At 67.0% G+C, this 13,150-nt stretch carries 12 protein-coding genes; 5 read left to right on the forward strand and 7 right to left on the reverse strand.

The features are described 5' to 3' along the window. Positions 1–122 precede the first annotated feature (122 nt). A complete protein-coding gene (gene hppD / locus AB0N05_RS03615; RefSeq protein WP_364687080.1) occupies positions 123–1,322 on the reverse strand; it encodes a 4-hydroxyphenylpyruvate dioxygenase in 1,200 nt (399 codons plus the stop codon). Between the two features lie 147 nt (positions 1,323–1,469). Between hppD and AB0N05_RS03620 the strand changes: the two genes are divergently transcribed. Further along, entirely contained in the window at positions 1,470–1,988 is a 519-nt protein-coding gene (locus AB0N05_RS03620) for an Lrp/AsnC ligand binding domain-containing protein (protein WP_364687082.1), read from the forward strand. Positions 1,989–2,006: 18 nt separating this feature from the next. On the opposite strand, the gene AB0N05_RS03625 is transcribed toward AB0N05_RS03620, so the two are convergent. From AB0N05_RS03625 to AB0N05_RS03640, 4 genes are all read right to left on the reverse strand, one after another. Further along, positions 2,007–3,899 (reverse strand): ABC transporter ATP-binding protein/permease, encoded by a 1,893-nt coding sequence (locus tag AB0N05_RS03625; protein WP_364687084.1) that lies wholly within the window; start codon positions 3,897–3,899, stop codon positions 2,007–2,009. 103 nt (positions 3,900–4,002) lie between these two features. After that, positions 4,003–5,115, reverse strand: a complete 1,113-nt coding sequence (locus AB0N05_RS03630) for a winged helix DNA-binding domain-containing protein (protein WP_364687086.1) — start codon at positions 5,113–5,115, stop codon at positions 4,003–4,005. 56 nt (positions 5,116–5,171) lie between these two features. Further along, positions 5,172–6,146, reverse strand: a complete 975-nt coding sequence (locus tag AB0N05_RS03635) for an NADPH:quinone oxidoreductase family protein (protein ID WP_364687088.1) — start codon at positions 6,144–6,146, stop codon at positions 5,172–5,174. Between the two features lie 128 nt (positions 6,147–6,274). Beyond that, positions 6,275–7,918 carry a serine/threonine-protein kinase gene (locus tag AB0N05_RS03640; RefSeq protein WP_364687090.1) on the reverse strand — a complete coding sequence of 548 codons (1,644 nt, stop codon included), beginning with the start codon at positions 7,916–7,918 and terminating at the stop codon, positions 6,275–6,277. A gap of 211 nt (positions 7,919–8,129) precedes the next feature. On the opposite strand from AB0N05_RS03640, the gene AB0N05_RS03645 reads away from it, so the two are divergent. After that, positions 8,130–8,903, forward strand: a complete 774-nt coding sequence (locus AB0N05_RS03645; protein ID WP_364687092.1) for an acyl-ACP thioesterase domain-containing protein — start codon at positions 8,130–8,132, stop codon at positions 8,901–8,903. A gap of 49 nt (positions 8,904–8,952) precedes the next feature. Continuing rightward, positions 8,953–9,786 (forward strand): hypothetical protein, encoded by an 834-nt coding sequence (locus tag AB0N05_RS03650; protein WP_364687094.1) that lies wholly within the window; start codon positions 8,953–8,955, stop codon positions 9,784–9,786. A gap of 212 nt (positions 9,787–9,998) precedes the next feature. Here AB0N05_RS03650 and AB0N05_RS03655 read toward each other — a convergent pair whose 3' ends face one another. After that, complete coding sequence (locus tag AB0N05_RS03655) at positions 9,999–11,666, reverse strand: FAD-dependent oxidoreductase (protein WP_364687096.1); 1,668 nt, start codon at positions 11,664–11,666, stop codon at positions 9,999–10,001. A 187-nt stretch (positions 11,667–11,853) separates the two neighbouring features. On the opposite strand from AB0N05_RS03655, the gene AB0N05_RS03660 reads away from it, so the two are divergent. Then, positions 11,854–12,345 carry a histidine phosphatase family protein gene (locus AB0N05_RS03660; RefSeq protein ID WP_364687098.1) on the forward strand — a complete coding sequence of 164 codons (492 nt, stop codon included), beginning with the start codon at positions 11,854–11,856 and terminating at the stop codon, positions 12,343–12,345. A 19-nt stretch (positions 12,346–12,364) separates the two neighbouring features. On the opposite strand, the gene AB0N05_RS03665 is transcribed toward AB0N05_RS03660, so the two are convergent. Beyond that, positions 12,365–12,568 carry a hypothetical protein gene (locus AB0N05_RS03665; protein WP_364687100.1) on the reverse strand — a complete coding sequence of 68 codons (204 nt, stop codon included), beginning with the start codon at positions 12,566–12,568 and terminating at the stop codon, positions 12,365–12,367. 125 nt (positions 12,569–12,693) lie between these two features. Between AB0N05_RS03665 and AB0N05_RS03670 the strand changes: the two genes are divergently transcribed. Further along, positions 12,694–13,149: a MerR family transcriptional regulator gene (locus tag AB0N05_RS03670; RefSeq protein ID WP_364687102.1), complete on the forward strand. Its 456-nt coding sequence runs from the start codon at positions 12,694–12,696 to the stop codon at positions 13,147–13,149. The last annotated feature ends 1 nt before the right edge of the window (position 13,150 follow it).

Raw genomic sequence — 13,150 nt, forward strand, 5'->3', positions numbered from 1 at the left:
GATTCTTCCCTCCTCCGCTCCTCCGCTTCGCTCCCCCGCTCCGTCAGTCCAGAATCGAGACGGCCGCGAACCATCTACGTGCATGCTCTGGACGCTACCGGAACCTATTGCGAAGGCGGCGGTTAGAAGTTGCCGCGCGCCTCCTGTTCACGCTCGATAGCTTGGAAGAGGGCCTTGAAATTGCCCTTGCCGAAGCCGAGCGAGCCGTGCCGCTCGATCAATTCGAAGAAGACGGTGGGGCGGTCGGTGATCGGCTTGCAGAAGATCTGAAGCAGGTAGCCGTCCTCGTCGCGGTCGACCAGGATGCCGCGGCATTGCAGTTCCTCGACCGGGACGCGGACGTGGCCGATGCGGGCGCGCAGTTCCGGGTCCTCGTAATAGGAGTCGGGGGTGTCCAGGAATTCGATGCCCTCCGCGCGCAGCACGTCCACGGCGGTGAGGATGTCGGAGGTGGCGAGCGCGATGTGCTGCACGCCCGGGCCCCGGTAGAACTCCAGGTACTCGTCGATCTGAGACTTCTTGCGGCTCACCGCCGGTTCATTGAGCGGGAACTTCACCCTGTGATTGCCATTGGCGACGACCTTGCTCATGAGCGCCGAGTAGTCGGTGGCAATATCGTCGCCGACGAATTCGGCCATGTTCTCGAAACCCATGACGCGGCGGTAGAACTCGACCCAGGTGTCCATCTGGCCGAGCTCCACATTGCCGACCACATGATCGATGGCCTGGAACAGGCGCTTCGGCGACGTCCCGCGCGGCTTGAATGCGGAACGGCGCGCGATGAAGCCGGGGAGATACGGGCCGTCGTAGCGGGAGCGGTCGATCAGGGAGTGCCGGGTGTCGCCGTAGGTGGCGATGGCGGCGGAACGCACGGTGCCGAATTCGTCGGTCTCGTCATGCGGTTCGACCAGGACGGTCGCGCCGTGGGTGCGGGCCCATTCGATGCAGCGGTCCACATCGGGGACCTCGAGGGCGATATCGACGACGCCGTCGCCGTGCCGATCATGGTGGGCGACAAGCGGACTCTCCGGATCCACCGCACCGCACACCACGAACCGAGCGCCGCCACTGCGCAGCACGTAGGCCTTGTGGTCGCGGTTTCCGGTCTCGGGGCCGGAGTACGCCTCCAGTCGCATGCCGAAGGCGGATTCCAGGAAGTGGGCGGTCTGCGTGGCATTGCCGACGGTCCAGACCAGGGCGTCCCAGCCGAGTACTGGGAAGGGGTCTGCGGCGGCGTCATGGTCGACCAGGCCGACGAGTCGGCGCAGGTCATCGGATTCCGGCAGGTCGGCGGGCCGCTGTGCGGCAACCTCGATGCTCATGTCCCAAGGAAATCGCCCCGGCTGCTGATGAGCAATATCGCCGATTCGAAGTGGACACCCTGGCGGATTACGTCACCAACTTCGGCTTCGTACTGGACAATTTGAATAGCAGTATCGAGCTTCGACAAACCGAGCGGAGGTCCCGCCATGGCACGCACACCCGCCAAGCTGGACGAGCTGGACCTGGCCATACTCACCGCCATGCACGAGTACCAGAAGGCGGGGATTCTGGAGTTGTCCCGGCGCACCCGGGTCGCCCGCGCGACCGTGCAATCCCGGATCGCCCGCATGGAGGAGGCGGGCGTCATCGCCTCCTATGATCCCCAGATCGATGTCACCGCAGCGGGTTTCGACGTGCAGGCGTTCGTGACATTGGAGATCTCACAGGGCGCGCTGGATGCGGTGGCGGCGGATCTCGACGGGATTCCGGGGGTGCTCGAGGCCTATGCCACGACCGGCTCGCAGGATGTGCTGTGCCGGATCGGGGCGGATTCGCATGCCGGATTGCAGAACGTCTTGCTCAGCATCGATCGCAGCGCGTCCGTGGTGCGGTCGCACAGCGTGATCGTGCTGTCCACGGTGGTCTCGCCGCGCACGCTGCCGCTGCTGCGGACGCTGAATCCGGCGGGGTCCAGCAAGGCTCCGGCCTACCGCGCCGCGCACTGATGCAGCCCTCGACCGCGTTCAGGCATCGACCGGGGACAGCCGCCAGACGCCCGCACCCTCCAACTCGAGTCGCTGGGTGTGGTGCTGGTCCACAGTGCTGCGATGCGCGACGCTGACCAGCACGGTGTTCGGGGATTCGGTGCGTACCAGGTGGTAGAGCGCGTATTCCAGGCCCTCGTCCATGGCGGAGGTGGCCTCGTCGAGGAAGGCGAGCTTCGGCGCGAGCAGCAGCAGGCGGGCGAAGGCGACGCGTTGCTGTTCACCGGGTGAGAGGGTGGCGGACCAGTCGGCCGTCTCGTCCAGGCGTTCGGTGAGGTGACCGAGATTGACCTTGATCAGTGCGTCGCGCAGCGCATCGGTGTCGGCCACGTCCGGATCGGCCGGATAGGTGATGGCCGAACGCAGGTCGCCGAGCGGCAGATACGGGCGCTGGGACAGGAACAGCGTGTCGTTGCCGATCGGGCGGCGCACGAAACCCTCTGTGTACGGCCATAATTCGCCGATGCTGCGAAGCAGGGTGGTCTTGCCGACGCCGGAGCTGCCCTTCACGACCAGGGCGTCGCCGGGGACCAGGCGCAGGGCGAGATCGGTGATGAGCGGGGTGCCGTCCGGCTTGCTCACCTGGACGCCGGAGAGTTCGAGGCCGTCGGCCACGGGGGTGGTGGCGATCGACGGCAGTTCCCGCGACTTGTGATCGGCGTCGAGCAGACCGTCGAGACGGATAAGGGTGGCACGGTAATAGGTGAAGGCGTCGAAGGACATCTGCGGCATGGATAGTGCGCCCTGCACCTGACTGAACGAGGTCGCCGCCTGCTGGAGGTCGCCGATCGTGGTGGTACCGGCGAATACTCGCGGTCCCAGCAGCAGCATGGTGAAGACATTGGCGATCTGCTGGGTGACCAGATTCCAGCCGAAGTACTTGAGCAGCCGGTACACCCGCGCCCAATAGTTGGCGATGACGGCGTCGAAGCGGCCGAACAGACCCGCGCGCTCGACCTTCTCACCGTTGTAGAAGGCGACGCTCTCGGCGTTCTCGCGCAGGCGGACCAGGGCGTAGCGGAAGTCGGCGGTGCGGCGTTGGAACCAGAAGTTCAGCTTGATCAACGGTCGCACGATCAGGAACGAGGCGACCGTCGCGAAGGCGATCCAGACGAAGGCCGAGAACACCAGGGCCTTGGGGATATCGACGCCCAGAACCTCGATCGGCCCGGACAGCCGCCATAGGATCGGAGTGAACGAGACCAGCGTGAGCCCGCTGCCGATGACGCCATTGCTGCTGATCGTGTACGGGCCGATATTGCCGCCGAAGGCCAGGGCGAACGAGCCGTTCACGAAATCCTGGACGTCCTGCTGGATCCGCTGGTCGGCATTGTCGATGGTCTGGTCGATGAAGCGGCCCCGGTAATAGGCGCGGCCCGCGGTCCAGTCGTCGAGCATGCGCTCGTTCAGCCAAGTCCACCAATGGATCTGGAAGGCGTTCTGCAGGTAGTACGTGACCATGCCCATGGTCACGAGGACCGTCGCGAGCACCCCGAACACGATCAGGGCGTGCCAGAAAAGGGTTTTGGCATGGGCGGTGCCGGGGCCCGGCCCGTTGTTCACCAGCGCCTGCACGCCTCGCTGCAATGCGGTGTAGATGTCGTTGTAGACGTAGGAGATCAGCACCGTCATGCGCACGCTGTAGACGGCCATCAGCAATACGAGGGCGAACAGACCCCAGGCGGGCCAGCTGCGCCTGCCGAGGAAGTAGCCGCCGGAGATCCGCCAGAACATCCGGCCCCACTGGGTGAATCGGATGAGGACGGCGGTACCGACAAGAAAGAGAACAGCGGTGATCACGAAGGCCTTCGCGATCCACCAGAGGCTGCCGAGCGTCTCGTGTCCCCAGTCGAGACCGGATGCTCCGATCATGCGGGCAGTCTATGGGCTACCGATCAGCAATCCTGCGGTAAACCGCTGCCCGCGTGGCGCGGAGTGATGACGGCCTGCACGACGCCGGTCGCGGAGCCGTCGGCTAGGGACGCAGATCGGCCCCGGTGTCCAGGATTTCGACCTGCGGGGTGCGATCCGGCTCCAGGAAGGCCAGCAGCGCATGGGCTTCCGCTTCGATGGCGGCGCGGTCGGCGGGCGTCCAGTCGGAGTTCGGACTGATTCGGAGGCGGGCGATCTTCGCGGTGGTGAAGACCTTGTAGATGCCGGAAAGATAGCCGTCCACCAGGATCGGCGACACCTGGGCGGCGAAGGCGCGCAGCGGGGGCGCCGCGCCGTCCGGGACGATTCGGGTGCGGTCCTGATGGGACAGGATCGCATTGTCGTACCAGCCCAGGAAGCGTACGGGCGCAGGCAGATCCGGGTCGGCGAGTTCGGCGTCCGCGGCGTCGTAGAGGGTGCGGCCGCGCTCGTCGGTGTAGGTGCGGACGCGGTCGCCGAGGCGGGTCACGGCCGGTTTCATGCCGGTCAGCTTGGACCAGGTCTGCATGTCCATGGTGGTGGCCGGGCCGAAGGCGCGCAGATAGCGCAGCAGGAGTTCCTCGAGCGGGTACGCCGGGTCCAAGAGTGCGCCCAGCCAGGGCTCCACGCGGGACCAGACCGGGCGGCTGCTGTCGCCCCAGCGGCCGCGCGGCGGGGTTTGCAGGACGGGAAGCTGGTAGAGCCAGGCTTGCAGGACCGCACCGGCATCGCGGTCGGGATAAAGCTCGGCGGCCCGGGCCCGCATATCGGCCGCGGACATGGGTTCGTCGCCGAGCAGGGCTTCCCCGTGCGCGCGAACCTCCTCCGGATCCAGGCCGACCATCGCGCCGAAGTTGAAACCCTTACGGAAGGGCACCTTTTCGAGCTCCGGCTGAATGTGCGGGGCGATGCGCAGCGCGTCCGGCGGGGTGACCAGGTGAATGGTGCCGCGCATCAAGGTGATTCGCACCAGGGATCGGTCGTCGAGCCCCTTCGAGACCGTCTCCGGATCGAAATCGGCGGTGCGGCTCCACAATGCGACGAACGGCGGCAGCATGTCCTGCGCCTGCAAGCCGATGAGGTGCTCGCACAGTTCCGGCACCGTGAGCGTGGTGCGGTCCAGCAGATGCTGCCTCTGCAGCAACGTGCGATTCAGAATCCGGTTGGACAGCTTCATGCTGTATATCTTCGTGCTGTATATCCTCGTGACCGGCCCACGCTACCGGTGCGGCATCAGCGGAGCGTGACCACGACTTTGCCGGTGGCGGTGCGCTTGTCGAGGGCGGAGACGGCCTCGGCGGTGTGGTCCAGGGTGTAGATGACCGGCTCCGGCGGGTTGATCTTGCCATTGGCGAGCAGCGGTTCCACCTCGGCCCACTGCTCCTGCAGGTAGCCCGGATGCGTCATCACCCATTCGCCCCAGGCCGCGCCGATCACCTCGACGTTCTTGAGCAGCAGGCGATTCACCTTGACGGTGGGGATATCGCCTGCGGTGAAGCCGACCACCAGGACGCGCCCGCCCGAGGCGAGCGAGCGGATGCTGTCGGTGAAGCGGTCGCCGCCCACCGGATCGAGCACGATATCGACGCCGCGACCGCCGGTCAGCTCCTTCACGGCAGCCAGCCAGCCATCGGTCAGCACCACATCGGTGGCGCCGTTCGCGCGCGCTACCTCGGCCTTCTCATCGGTGCTCACCACGGCGATCACCCGGCCCGCGCCGAGGGCCTGCGCCATGCGCAGCGTGGAGGTGCCGATGCCGCCCGCCGCGCCGTGCACGAGGACGGTCTCGCCCTCGGCCAGGCGGCCGCGATTGCGGAGGCAGAAGTGCACGGTGAGGTCATTGAAGAGCACTCCCGCACCGGCCTCCAGGGAGACATTGTCGGGCAGGGTGAACACCATTTCGGCGGGCGCCACCGCGACCTCGGCGGCGGCATTGCCGAGCAGGGTCAGCGCGACCACGCGGTCACCGGCCTTGACGTGCGCGCCCTCGGGGGCCTCCCGCACGATTCCGGCCACCTCGCAGCCGACGACATACGGCAGCGGTGGCTTCATCTGGTAGAGACCGCGGGTCATGAGCACATCGGGGAAGGCGATGCCCGCCGCGTGCACATCGATCACGACGCCGCCGGGATAGGTCGCGGGCTCCGGGACGTCGGCCACCTCGATGGCTTCGGGGCCTTCCAGCTTGCTCACCACGGCTGCGCGCATACCCGATCAACTCCGATCAATCCCACCACGACTGTGAAACCGAACTTAACCCATACCCAGGCGAATTGTCCCGGTCGGCCGGTTTTTGTCATGTCACAGTGGGTTCCGACCGGTTGGTCGTATGCCGCTCAGCGGTGCGCGTACTCGATCATGGGTTCGTCGGCGAGGACATTCCCGCCCTTCACGATGGTGAGCGCGCTGGAGGTGATCCGGTACTGGGTGCCATCGGTCGAATTGGTGACCGTGAACCCGCCATAACCATCCGGCACCGGATCGTCGAGTTCGATGCCCGCACCGTCACTGATCCGCACGCCCTTGTAGTAGTAGCGGCCGGTACCCGTGCGGCACACCACCAATCGCGAGCCGGACGTGCGGCCGATGGCCACGGCCGGATTATCGGCATTGCAGCGCGCGCCGCCGGTGCCGATGAAACCCTGTGCGTCCGTGCCGGATACGGTGCCGGTCAGCGGAGCCAGGGTGGTGGTGACGGCCGCGCCGGTGGTGGGTGCGGTGGACTTCGGATAGCTTCCACCGGTGGTCGGCGCCTGCGTGATCGGCGAGGTGGAACCGCCGGTCACGGTGGCCACCGTTTTGTTCTGGTCATTGCCGTTGCCGGACAACAGCATCCAGCCGAGGATGCCGCCCAGCAGCACCACGACCGCGGCGAGCGCGCCCAGCAGGATCGGCATCGACCTGGTGCGCTTCCGGGGTGGCAGCGGCAGCGGTGCGGAAGGATGTTCCCGCTGCGGCTGCGGCCCGGAGAAGTGCGAAGGTGGCGGCCCGGAGTAACCGCCGCCGTAGCTGACCGGGCCGGAGTAGCTGACCGGACTGGAGGGCTGGTCGGTGCGCGTCTGAAACTGGTCGCCGGGCGGAACCGAATGCGCCACACGCTGATTCAGCACGGTGGGCGGGGCCTGCGTGCGGGTCTGCTGGCCGGATTCGGCGCGCATGAGCGCGGCCCGGGCGGCGCGAGCCAGCTGACCCGCCGAGACATAACGATGCGCGACCTCCTTCGCCATGCCGATGGCGATCACCTCGTCGAAGGTGTCCGGCACGCCGGGCCGCAGGCTCGGGCGCGGCGGCGGAGTCAGCATGTGCGCGCGAATGGTGGAGAGATTGCTGTCGGTCTTGAACGGCACCTCGCCGGTGAGGCATTCGTACAAGACGCAGGCCAGCGCGTAGACATCGGCGGACGGCGAGACCACGACCTGCTGCTCGAACCGCTCCGGGGCCATATACGCGAAGGAGCCGATGGCGCTGCCGGTACTGGTCAGCTGCACATCCGATTCCGAATGCGCGATGCCGAAATCGACCAGGTAGGCGAACAAGTCGCCGGTGAGCAGAATATTGGCGGGCTTGATATCGCGGTGCACCAGGCCGATCTCGTGCGCGGCGTCCAGGGCGGCGGCGATCTGATCCACCACCGCGACGGCCTGGTGCGGCGGCAGCGGGCCCTCGGCGTTCAGGTAGGCCTTGAGGTCCCGGCCGCGCACCAGGCGCATATCGATGAACAGCACGCCGTCCACCTCGCCCCAGTCGTGCACCGGGATGACGTGCGGTTCCTGCAATCTGGCGGCGGTGCGGGATTCGCGGCGGAAGCGCTCCACATAGGTCTGGGACTTGGCCAGCTCCACATCCAGGAGTTTCACGGCCACCACGCGATCACGGACGGTGTCGTACGCCTCGTACACCTCGCCCATGCCGCCGACACCGATCAACCGACGCAATTCGTATTGCCCGAACCGGGAACCGGCCCTGCCACCTGCGCCCACCGCGCGTCGCCTCCCCTGCTCGATCCTCCACAGAAAGGCTACGGGGCCGTGCGGGCAGTGTCATGCCCCAGAAACGAACCACGGCCCGGAAAGAAGTAAGCCCGACTCGACGCGAGTGTGTGACGCACGCCCCGTAAAGTCATGTCAAAGACAAGCAACACACGCATGAATTGCAAGGAACGCGGCACTCTGTGCAGCGCGAGGAGCACCAGTGTCACTCGATGAGCCACTCGCCCCGCTTCCCCAGGAGGGCATGGGTTTCGCTTCCGCGTGGCCCGTCCGGGCCGGCGACGTCGATCCCTATCAGCGGCTGCGTTTCGATGCCACCGCCCGCTACCTCCAGGACATCGCCTGGGAGGAAATGCAATCCGGGGCCTTCCAGCACACCGATCCGGCCTGGATCGTGCGGCGCACCGTGATCGATGTGGTGCGGCCCATCCACTGGCCGGATCGGGTGGAATTGCGGCGCTGGTGCTCGGCCATGTCGACGCGCTGGACCAATATGCGGGTGCGGATCACCAGTGAGAACGGCGGTCTCATCGAGACCGAGGGCTTCTGGATCAATATCAATGAGTTCACCAATATGCCGACCCGTATCAGCGACGACATGCTGGCCCAGCTCGCCCTCACCACCGAGGAGAACCGGCTGCGCTGGCGGCCCTGGCTGACCGATCACACGCCGCCGGAATCGGATACGGATCTGCCGTTCCCGGTGCGCGCCACCGATATCGACAGCTACAACCACGTCAATAACGCGGCGTACTGGCAGGCCGTCGAGCAGTATCTGGTCGACTATCCGAAGCTGGTGGCGGGCCCGCACCGCGCGGTCATCGAATACATCGCCCCGATCTGGGCGCGTCAGCAGGTCAGCGTGCGCAGCCGCTATGAGCCCGGCGACCGCACCGGTCATCCGGTGCTGCGCCTGTGGTTCGTGGTCGGCGGGCTCACCACGACCGCGGTGCGGATCGGCCCGCTGCCGAGCTGAAAGCTCCTGCCCGCGCGACATTCCCGGCGATATATCGGTCGCTGAGCGTTTGCCTGGCACACTCGAGTGCGCGCCGATCACCGCGGCGGTGATCGAGAACCAGGAGATCGCCGGTATGAGACTCGCCCACCTAGCCCTGCTCGTGGCCACTCCCGCACTGATCGCCGGGCTGACCGCCTGCGGTGGTTCCTCGGACTCCGCCAAGAGCGCCACCAGCACCGCGGCGAAGTCGACAACCGCCGCCGCGGCCTCCACCACGACCGTGCCCGGGCCGCCACCGGTCAGTCCGACCCGGTCGCCCAACCCGACCCGCCCGCCGGTGCCCACCACCCAATCGCTCTCCGATGTGGATTGCGGGCCGATCACCGGAGCCAATGGCGCGAGCGCGAATGTCATCGCCTACGCCAATCAGGCGGGCCGCCCCGGCTGCACCGAGGCCATCACCGTCGCAAGCGATTACGTGAACGCCACCCGCACCGGCGACGCCGCCCAGGTCGACGGCTGGACCTGCGAACCCCAGCCCGACACCCAGGTCCCGCACATCTGTTTCAAGGACGGCTTCCTGCTCGGCCTGCGCGGCGACGCCGCCCCCACCCCGCCCGCACCCCCGACCACCCCGCCCACCACCACCGCCCCGAAACCGGTCGACGACGCCAACTGCGGCACCGTCACCGACGCGGGCGGCGGCACCCGCACCGTGATCGCCGTCGGCACTCCCGCGGGCCGCCCAGGCTGCACCGAAGCCATCAATGTCGCCACCCAATACGTCCAAACCATCAGCGACACAGACTCGATGACCATCGACGGCTGGAGCTGCAACGCCCAGGGCGACGGATCCGCGTGCACCAAGGACGGACTGACCATCTCATTGCGCGGCAACTGACCCCGCACACCACCCCGACCGCAAAGAGCTCGCGCCCCGACCGAAGGGCCGGGGCGCGAGCTCTTGCTCGTATGGCTACTTACGCGCCAACAGATTTGGCGAGTTGGGGGTAACTCACCGGGAACGGGCTAACCCGGCCACCTCCATCCAGCGAGCCGGGTGCACAACGCAAGTCGCACCTGACCGGCCCGCAAAAGACGCGGAGAGGCGGGTTAGCCCTTGGCGGCCTTCAGGAGGTCTTCCAGGCTGGTGAACTTGACGCGGGGGCGGCCCGCGGCCTTGCCCGCGGTCTTCTCCGCCTGATCGATGGCCTTCCAGCCGTCGCGGCCGACCATGTCCGGCTGGCGTTCGGCGAGCAGGGCTTCCAGGGCGGCGCGGCCCGCGGCCGGGGCCGCCAGTCTGCCCGCCACGAAGTCCTCGATCAGCTTGTCGACGGTTTCCTGGGAGTCGACGCGGTTGGACCCGATGACGCCGCGGGGGCCGCGCTTGATCCAGCCGGAGACGTAGACGCCCTGGACGGGGACACCGTCGGCGAGCACCTGGCCGTGCTCGTTCGGGATGACGCCGCTCTCCTCGTCGAACGGGACATCGGCGACGGGCTCGCCGCGATAGCCGATCGAGCGCAGGACCAGCGACGCGTCCAGCGAGCCGGTGCGGTCCGAGGCGCGGGCCACGATGCGGCCGTTCTCCTGGGCGAGGTCGTTGTGCACGAACTCGATGCCCTCGACCTTGTCCGTGCCGGTGACGGCGGTGGGAGAAACGGCGTAGCGGAACACGATTCGCTTATTGCCCGGGGTCGGGGTGGTGGCGGCGTATTCCTGCGCGAGGGTGTACTTGAGCGCCAGCGACGGCTCGACGTCCGGATCGTCCAGCAGTGCCCGCGAAGCATGGTCGAGTTCCAGATCGGCCGGGTCGACGATGACGTCGATGCCCTTCAGGTGCGCCAGCGCCAGGAACTCCGACGACGTGTACGCGGCCTGCAGCGGGCCACGGCGGCCGAGGACGACGACCTCCTTGATATTGCTGCGGCGCAGCGCATCCAGGGCGTGGTCGGCGATATCGGTCTTGGCCAGCTCATCCGGGTCGACGGTCAGCACGCGGGCCACATCCAGGGCCACATTGCCATTGCCGACAATGACGGCCCGTTCACCCGAGAGATCGAATTCGCGGTCCGCGAAGTCCGGATGCCCGTTGTACCAGGCCACGAACTCGGTGGCGGAGTGGCTGCCGGGCAGCTCCTCGCCGGGCACGTTCAGGCGGCGGTCGGTGGCTGCGCCGACCGCGTACACCACGGCGTGGTGGTGCTGGAGCAGTTCCTGATGCGAAAGATGCTTGCCGATCTCGACATTCAGCCGGAATTGCAGGGCCTCACGCCGGAACGCCGACTCGAACAGGCCCGAGACCGCCTTGGTGCCCGGGTGGTCGGGGGCGACGCCCGCGCGGACCAGACCGTAGGGGGTGGGCAGCCGATCGAACAGCTCCACCTCGACATCGGCGCGGCGGAGTAGCTCCTCGGCGGCGTAGCAGGCGGCCGGGCCCGCGCCGATGACGGCGACGCGCAGCGTGCCCAGCTCCTTGGGCGCACGGCTCGGCGCGACCAGCGGCTCGAAGTTCGACTCCAGGGGATGCCGCTGGAAGTAGGCGGCATTGATGTCCTTGAACCGCGCCAGCGAAGCGAGCAGATCGTCTTCGGAGGCGATGGCGTCGACCGGGCAGGCGTCAACGCAGGCGCCGCAGTCGATGCAGGTGTCGGGGTCGATGTAGAGCATTTCCGTCGTGGCGAACTCGGGTTGCTCAGGAGTGGGACGAATGCAATCGACCGGACACTCGGGTACGCAGCTGGCGTCGTTGCAACAACGCTGCGTGATCACATAGGCCATATCTCGCAGATCCTCGAAACAGTCGCGTGGTGCTACTCAGCTCGGGTTCGAGCAGGGTCGGTAGAACACGTTCTAATATATGCGTCGTTCCGGCACCAGTCAGACCCCGGTAGGACGTCCCTTCAGTGTGCCTCGAGTGTGAGGCCCGTCTCCTGCCGGTGTCGGAGTGACGCCTACCGTAATACCTATGGTGCGGACCCTCATCTTGATGCGACACGGCAAATCCGGCTACCCGGACGGCGTGGCGGACCATGAGCGGCCGCTCGCGCCGCGTGGACGCCGGGAAGCGGGACTGGCCGGAGACTGGCTGCGCGAGACCCAACCGGCCATCGACGCGGTGCTCTGCTCGACCTCGACCCGGACCCGCGAAACCCTCATCGCCACGGGCATCACCGCGCCGGTGTCGTTCGAGAAGTCGATCTACGACGCGTCACCGCACACCCTCATCGAATTGGTGCAGTTCACCGATGACGCGGTGGAAACCCTGCTCATGATCGGTCACTCCCCCGGAATGCCCTGGACCGCCTGGGAATTGGCGGCCAATCGCAGTTCACCGGCCGCGGAGGAACTCAGCGCCAAGTTCCCCACCTCGGCGCTGGCGGTCATCGAATTCGACCGGCCGTGGGCAGCGGCCGACCCGGGCACGGGCGAACTGGTCCGCTTCCACGTGCCCCGCTGAACTCCGGGCGAGCCGGGGTCTACTGCAAGAGGCGGCCGCGCCACACGATCACGCCACCCGCGACGATCAGGAGCAGGAACGCCAACCAGAAGTTGGTCACCGCCCACACCACACCGAACACCGCGAGCACCGGAATCGCGGCAATGGCCGCGATGACCGGGTTCTCCTTCACGGTCTCCAGGGCTGAGCGCCCGCGGACCCGATCCATGTCTTTTCCTGGCATGAAACCCAGAGTAGGCGCGCCCACCGGCCCTTTCAGCGCACCGGCCGGGCCAGGCAGAATGGGGCTTGCTTGGAGTGCACTCCAAGTCGGTAGCGTCGAGGCGACGACCAGGGAAGGGCGGGCACGTGAGCGCGACGGCAGCGGTACAGCAGGACCTGATCACCGAATACGAGCGGCCGCGGCATTCGATCGGCGAGACATCGGACCGGTGCGGGCTGACCCGGGACACGCTGCGCTGGTACGAGCGAATCGGACTGATGGGGTACGTCGGCCGCGACCACGCCGGACAGCGGCGCTTCAGCGACCGGGACCTGGACTGGCTGGAACTCATCGGGAAGCTGCGGCGCACCGGCATGTCGGTGGCCGACATGGTGCGATACGCGGAACTCGTTCGCGCCGGGGACCATACGTTCCCGGAACGTCTCGAAATGTTCCGGCAGACCCGCGCCGAAGTGCTCGCGCAGATCGAGGAATTGCAGAACACCGTGACAGTGCTCGACTGCAAAATCGCGCACTACGAAGGCAATCCGACCGTCGACTGGCGCACCGTCTCCAAAAAGCGTTCGGACTGCACGCTTTGAG

This window comes from Nocardia sp. NPDC051030 (genome assembly GCF_040683015.1).
Classification (GTDB): Bacteria; Actinomycetota; Actinomycetes; order Mycobacteriales; family Mycobacteriaceae; genus Nocardia.

Excerpts from the sequence above, each read along its gene's own strand:
- hppD (WP_364687080.1), bottom strand. The coding sequence starts at position 1,322 with ATGAGCATCGAGGTTGCCGCACAGCGGCCCGCCGACCTGCCGGAATCC.
- AB0N05_RS03620 (WP_364687082.1), top strand. The coding sequence starts at position 1,470 with ATGGCACGCACACCCGCCAAGCTGGACGAGCTGGACCTGGCCATACTC.
- AB0N05_RS03625 (WP_364687084.1), bottom strand. The coding sequence starts at position 3,899 with ATGATCGGAGCATCCGGTCTCGACTGGGGACACGAGACGCTCGGCAGC.
- AB0N05_RS03630 (WP_364687086.1), bottom strand. The coding sequence starts at position 5,115 with ATGAAGCTGTCCAACCGGATTCTGAATCGCACGTTGCTGCAGAGGCAG.
- AB0N05_RS03635 (WP_364687088.1), bottom strand. The coding sequence starts at position 6,146 with ATGCGCGCAGCCGTGGTGAGCAAGCTGGAAGGCCCCGAAGCCATCGAG.
- AB0N05_RS03655 (WP_364687096.1), bottom strand. The coding sequence starts at position 11,666 with ATGGCCTATGTGATCACGCAGCGTTGTTGCAACGACGCCAGCTGCGTA.
- AB0N05_RS03660 (WP_364687098.1), top strand. The coding sequence starts at position 11,854 with ATGGTGCGGACCCTCATCTTGATGCGACACGGCAAATCCGGCTACCCG.
- AB0N05_RS03665 (WP_364687100.1), bottom strand. The coding sequence starts at position 12,568 with ATGCCAGGAAAAGACATGGATCGGGTCCGCGGGCGCTCAGCCCTGGAG.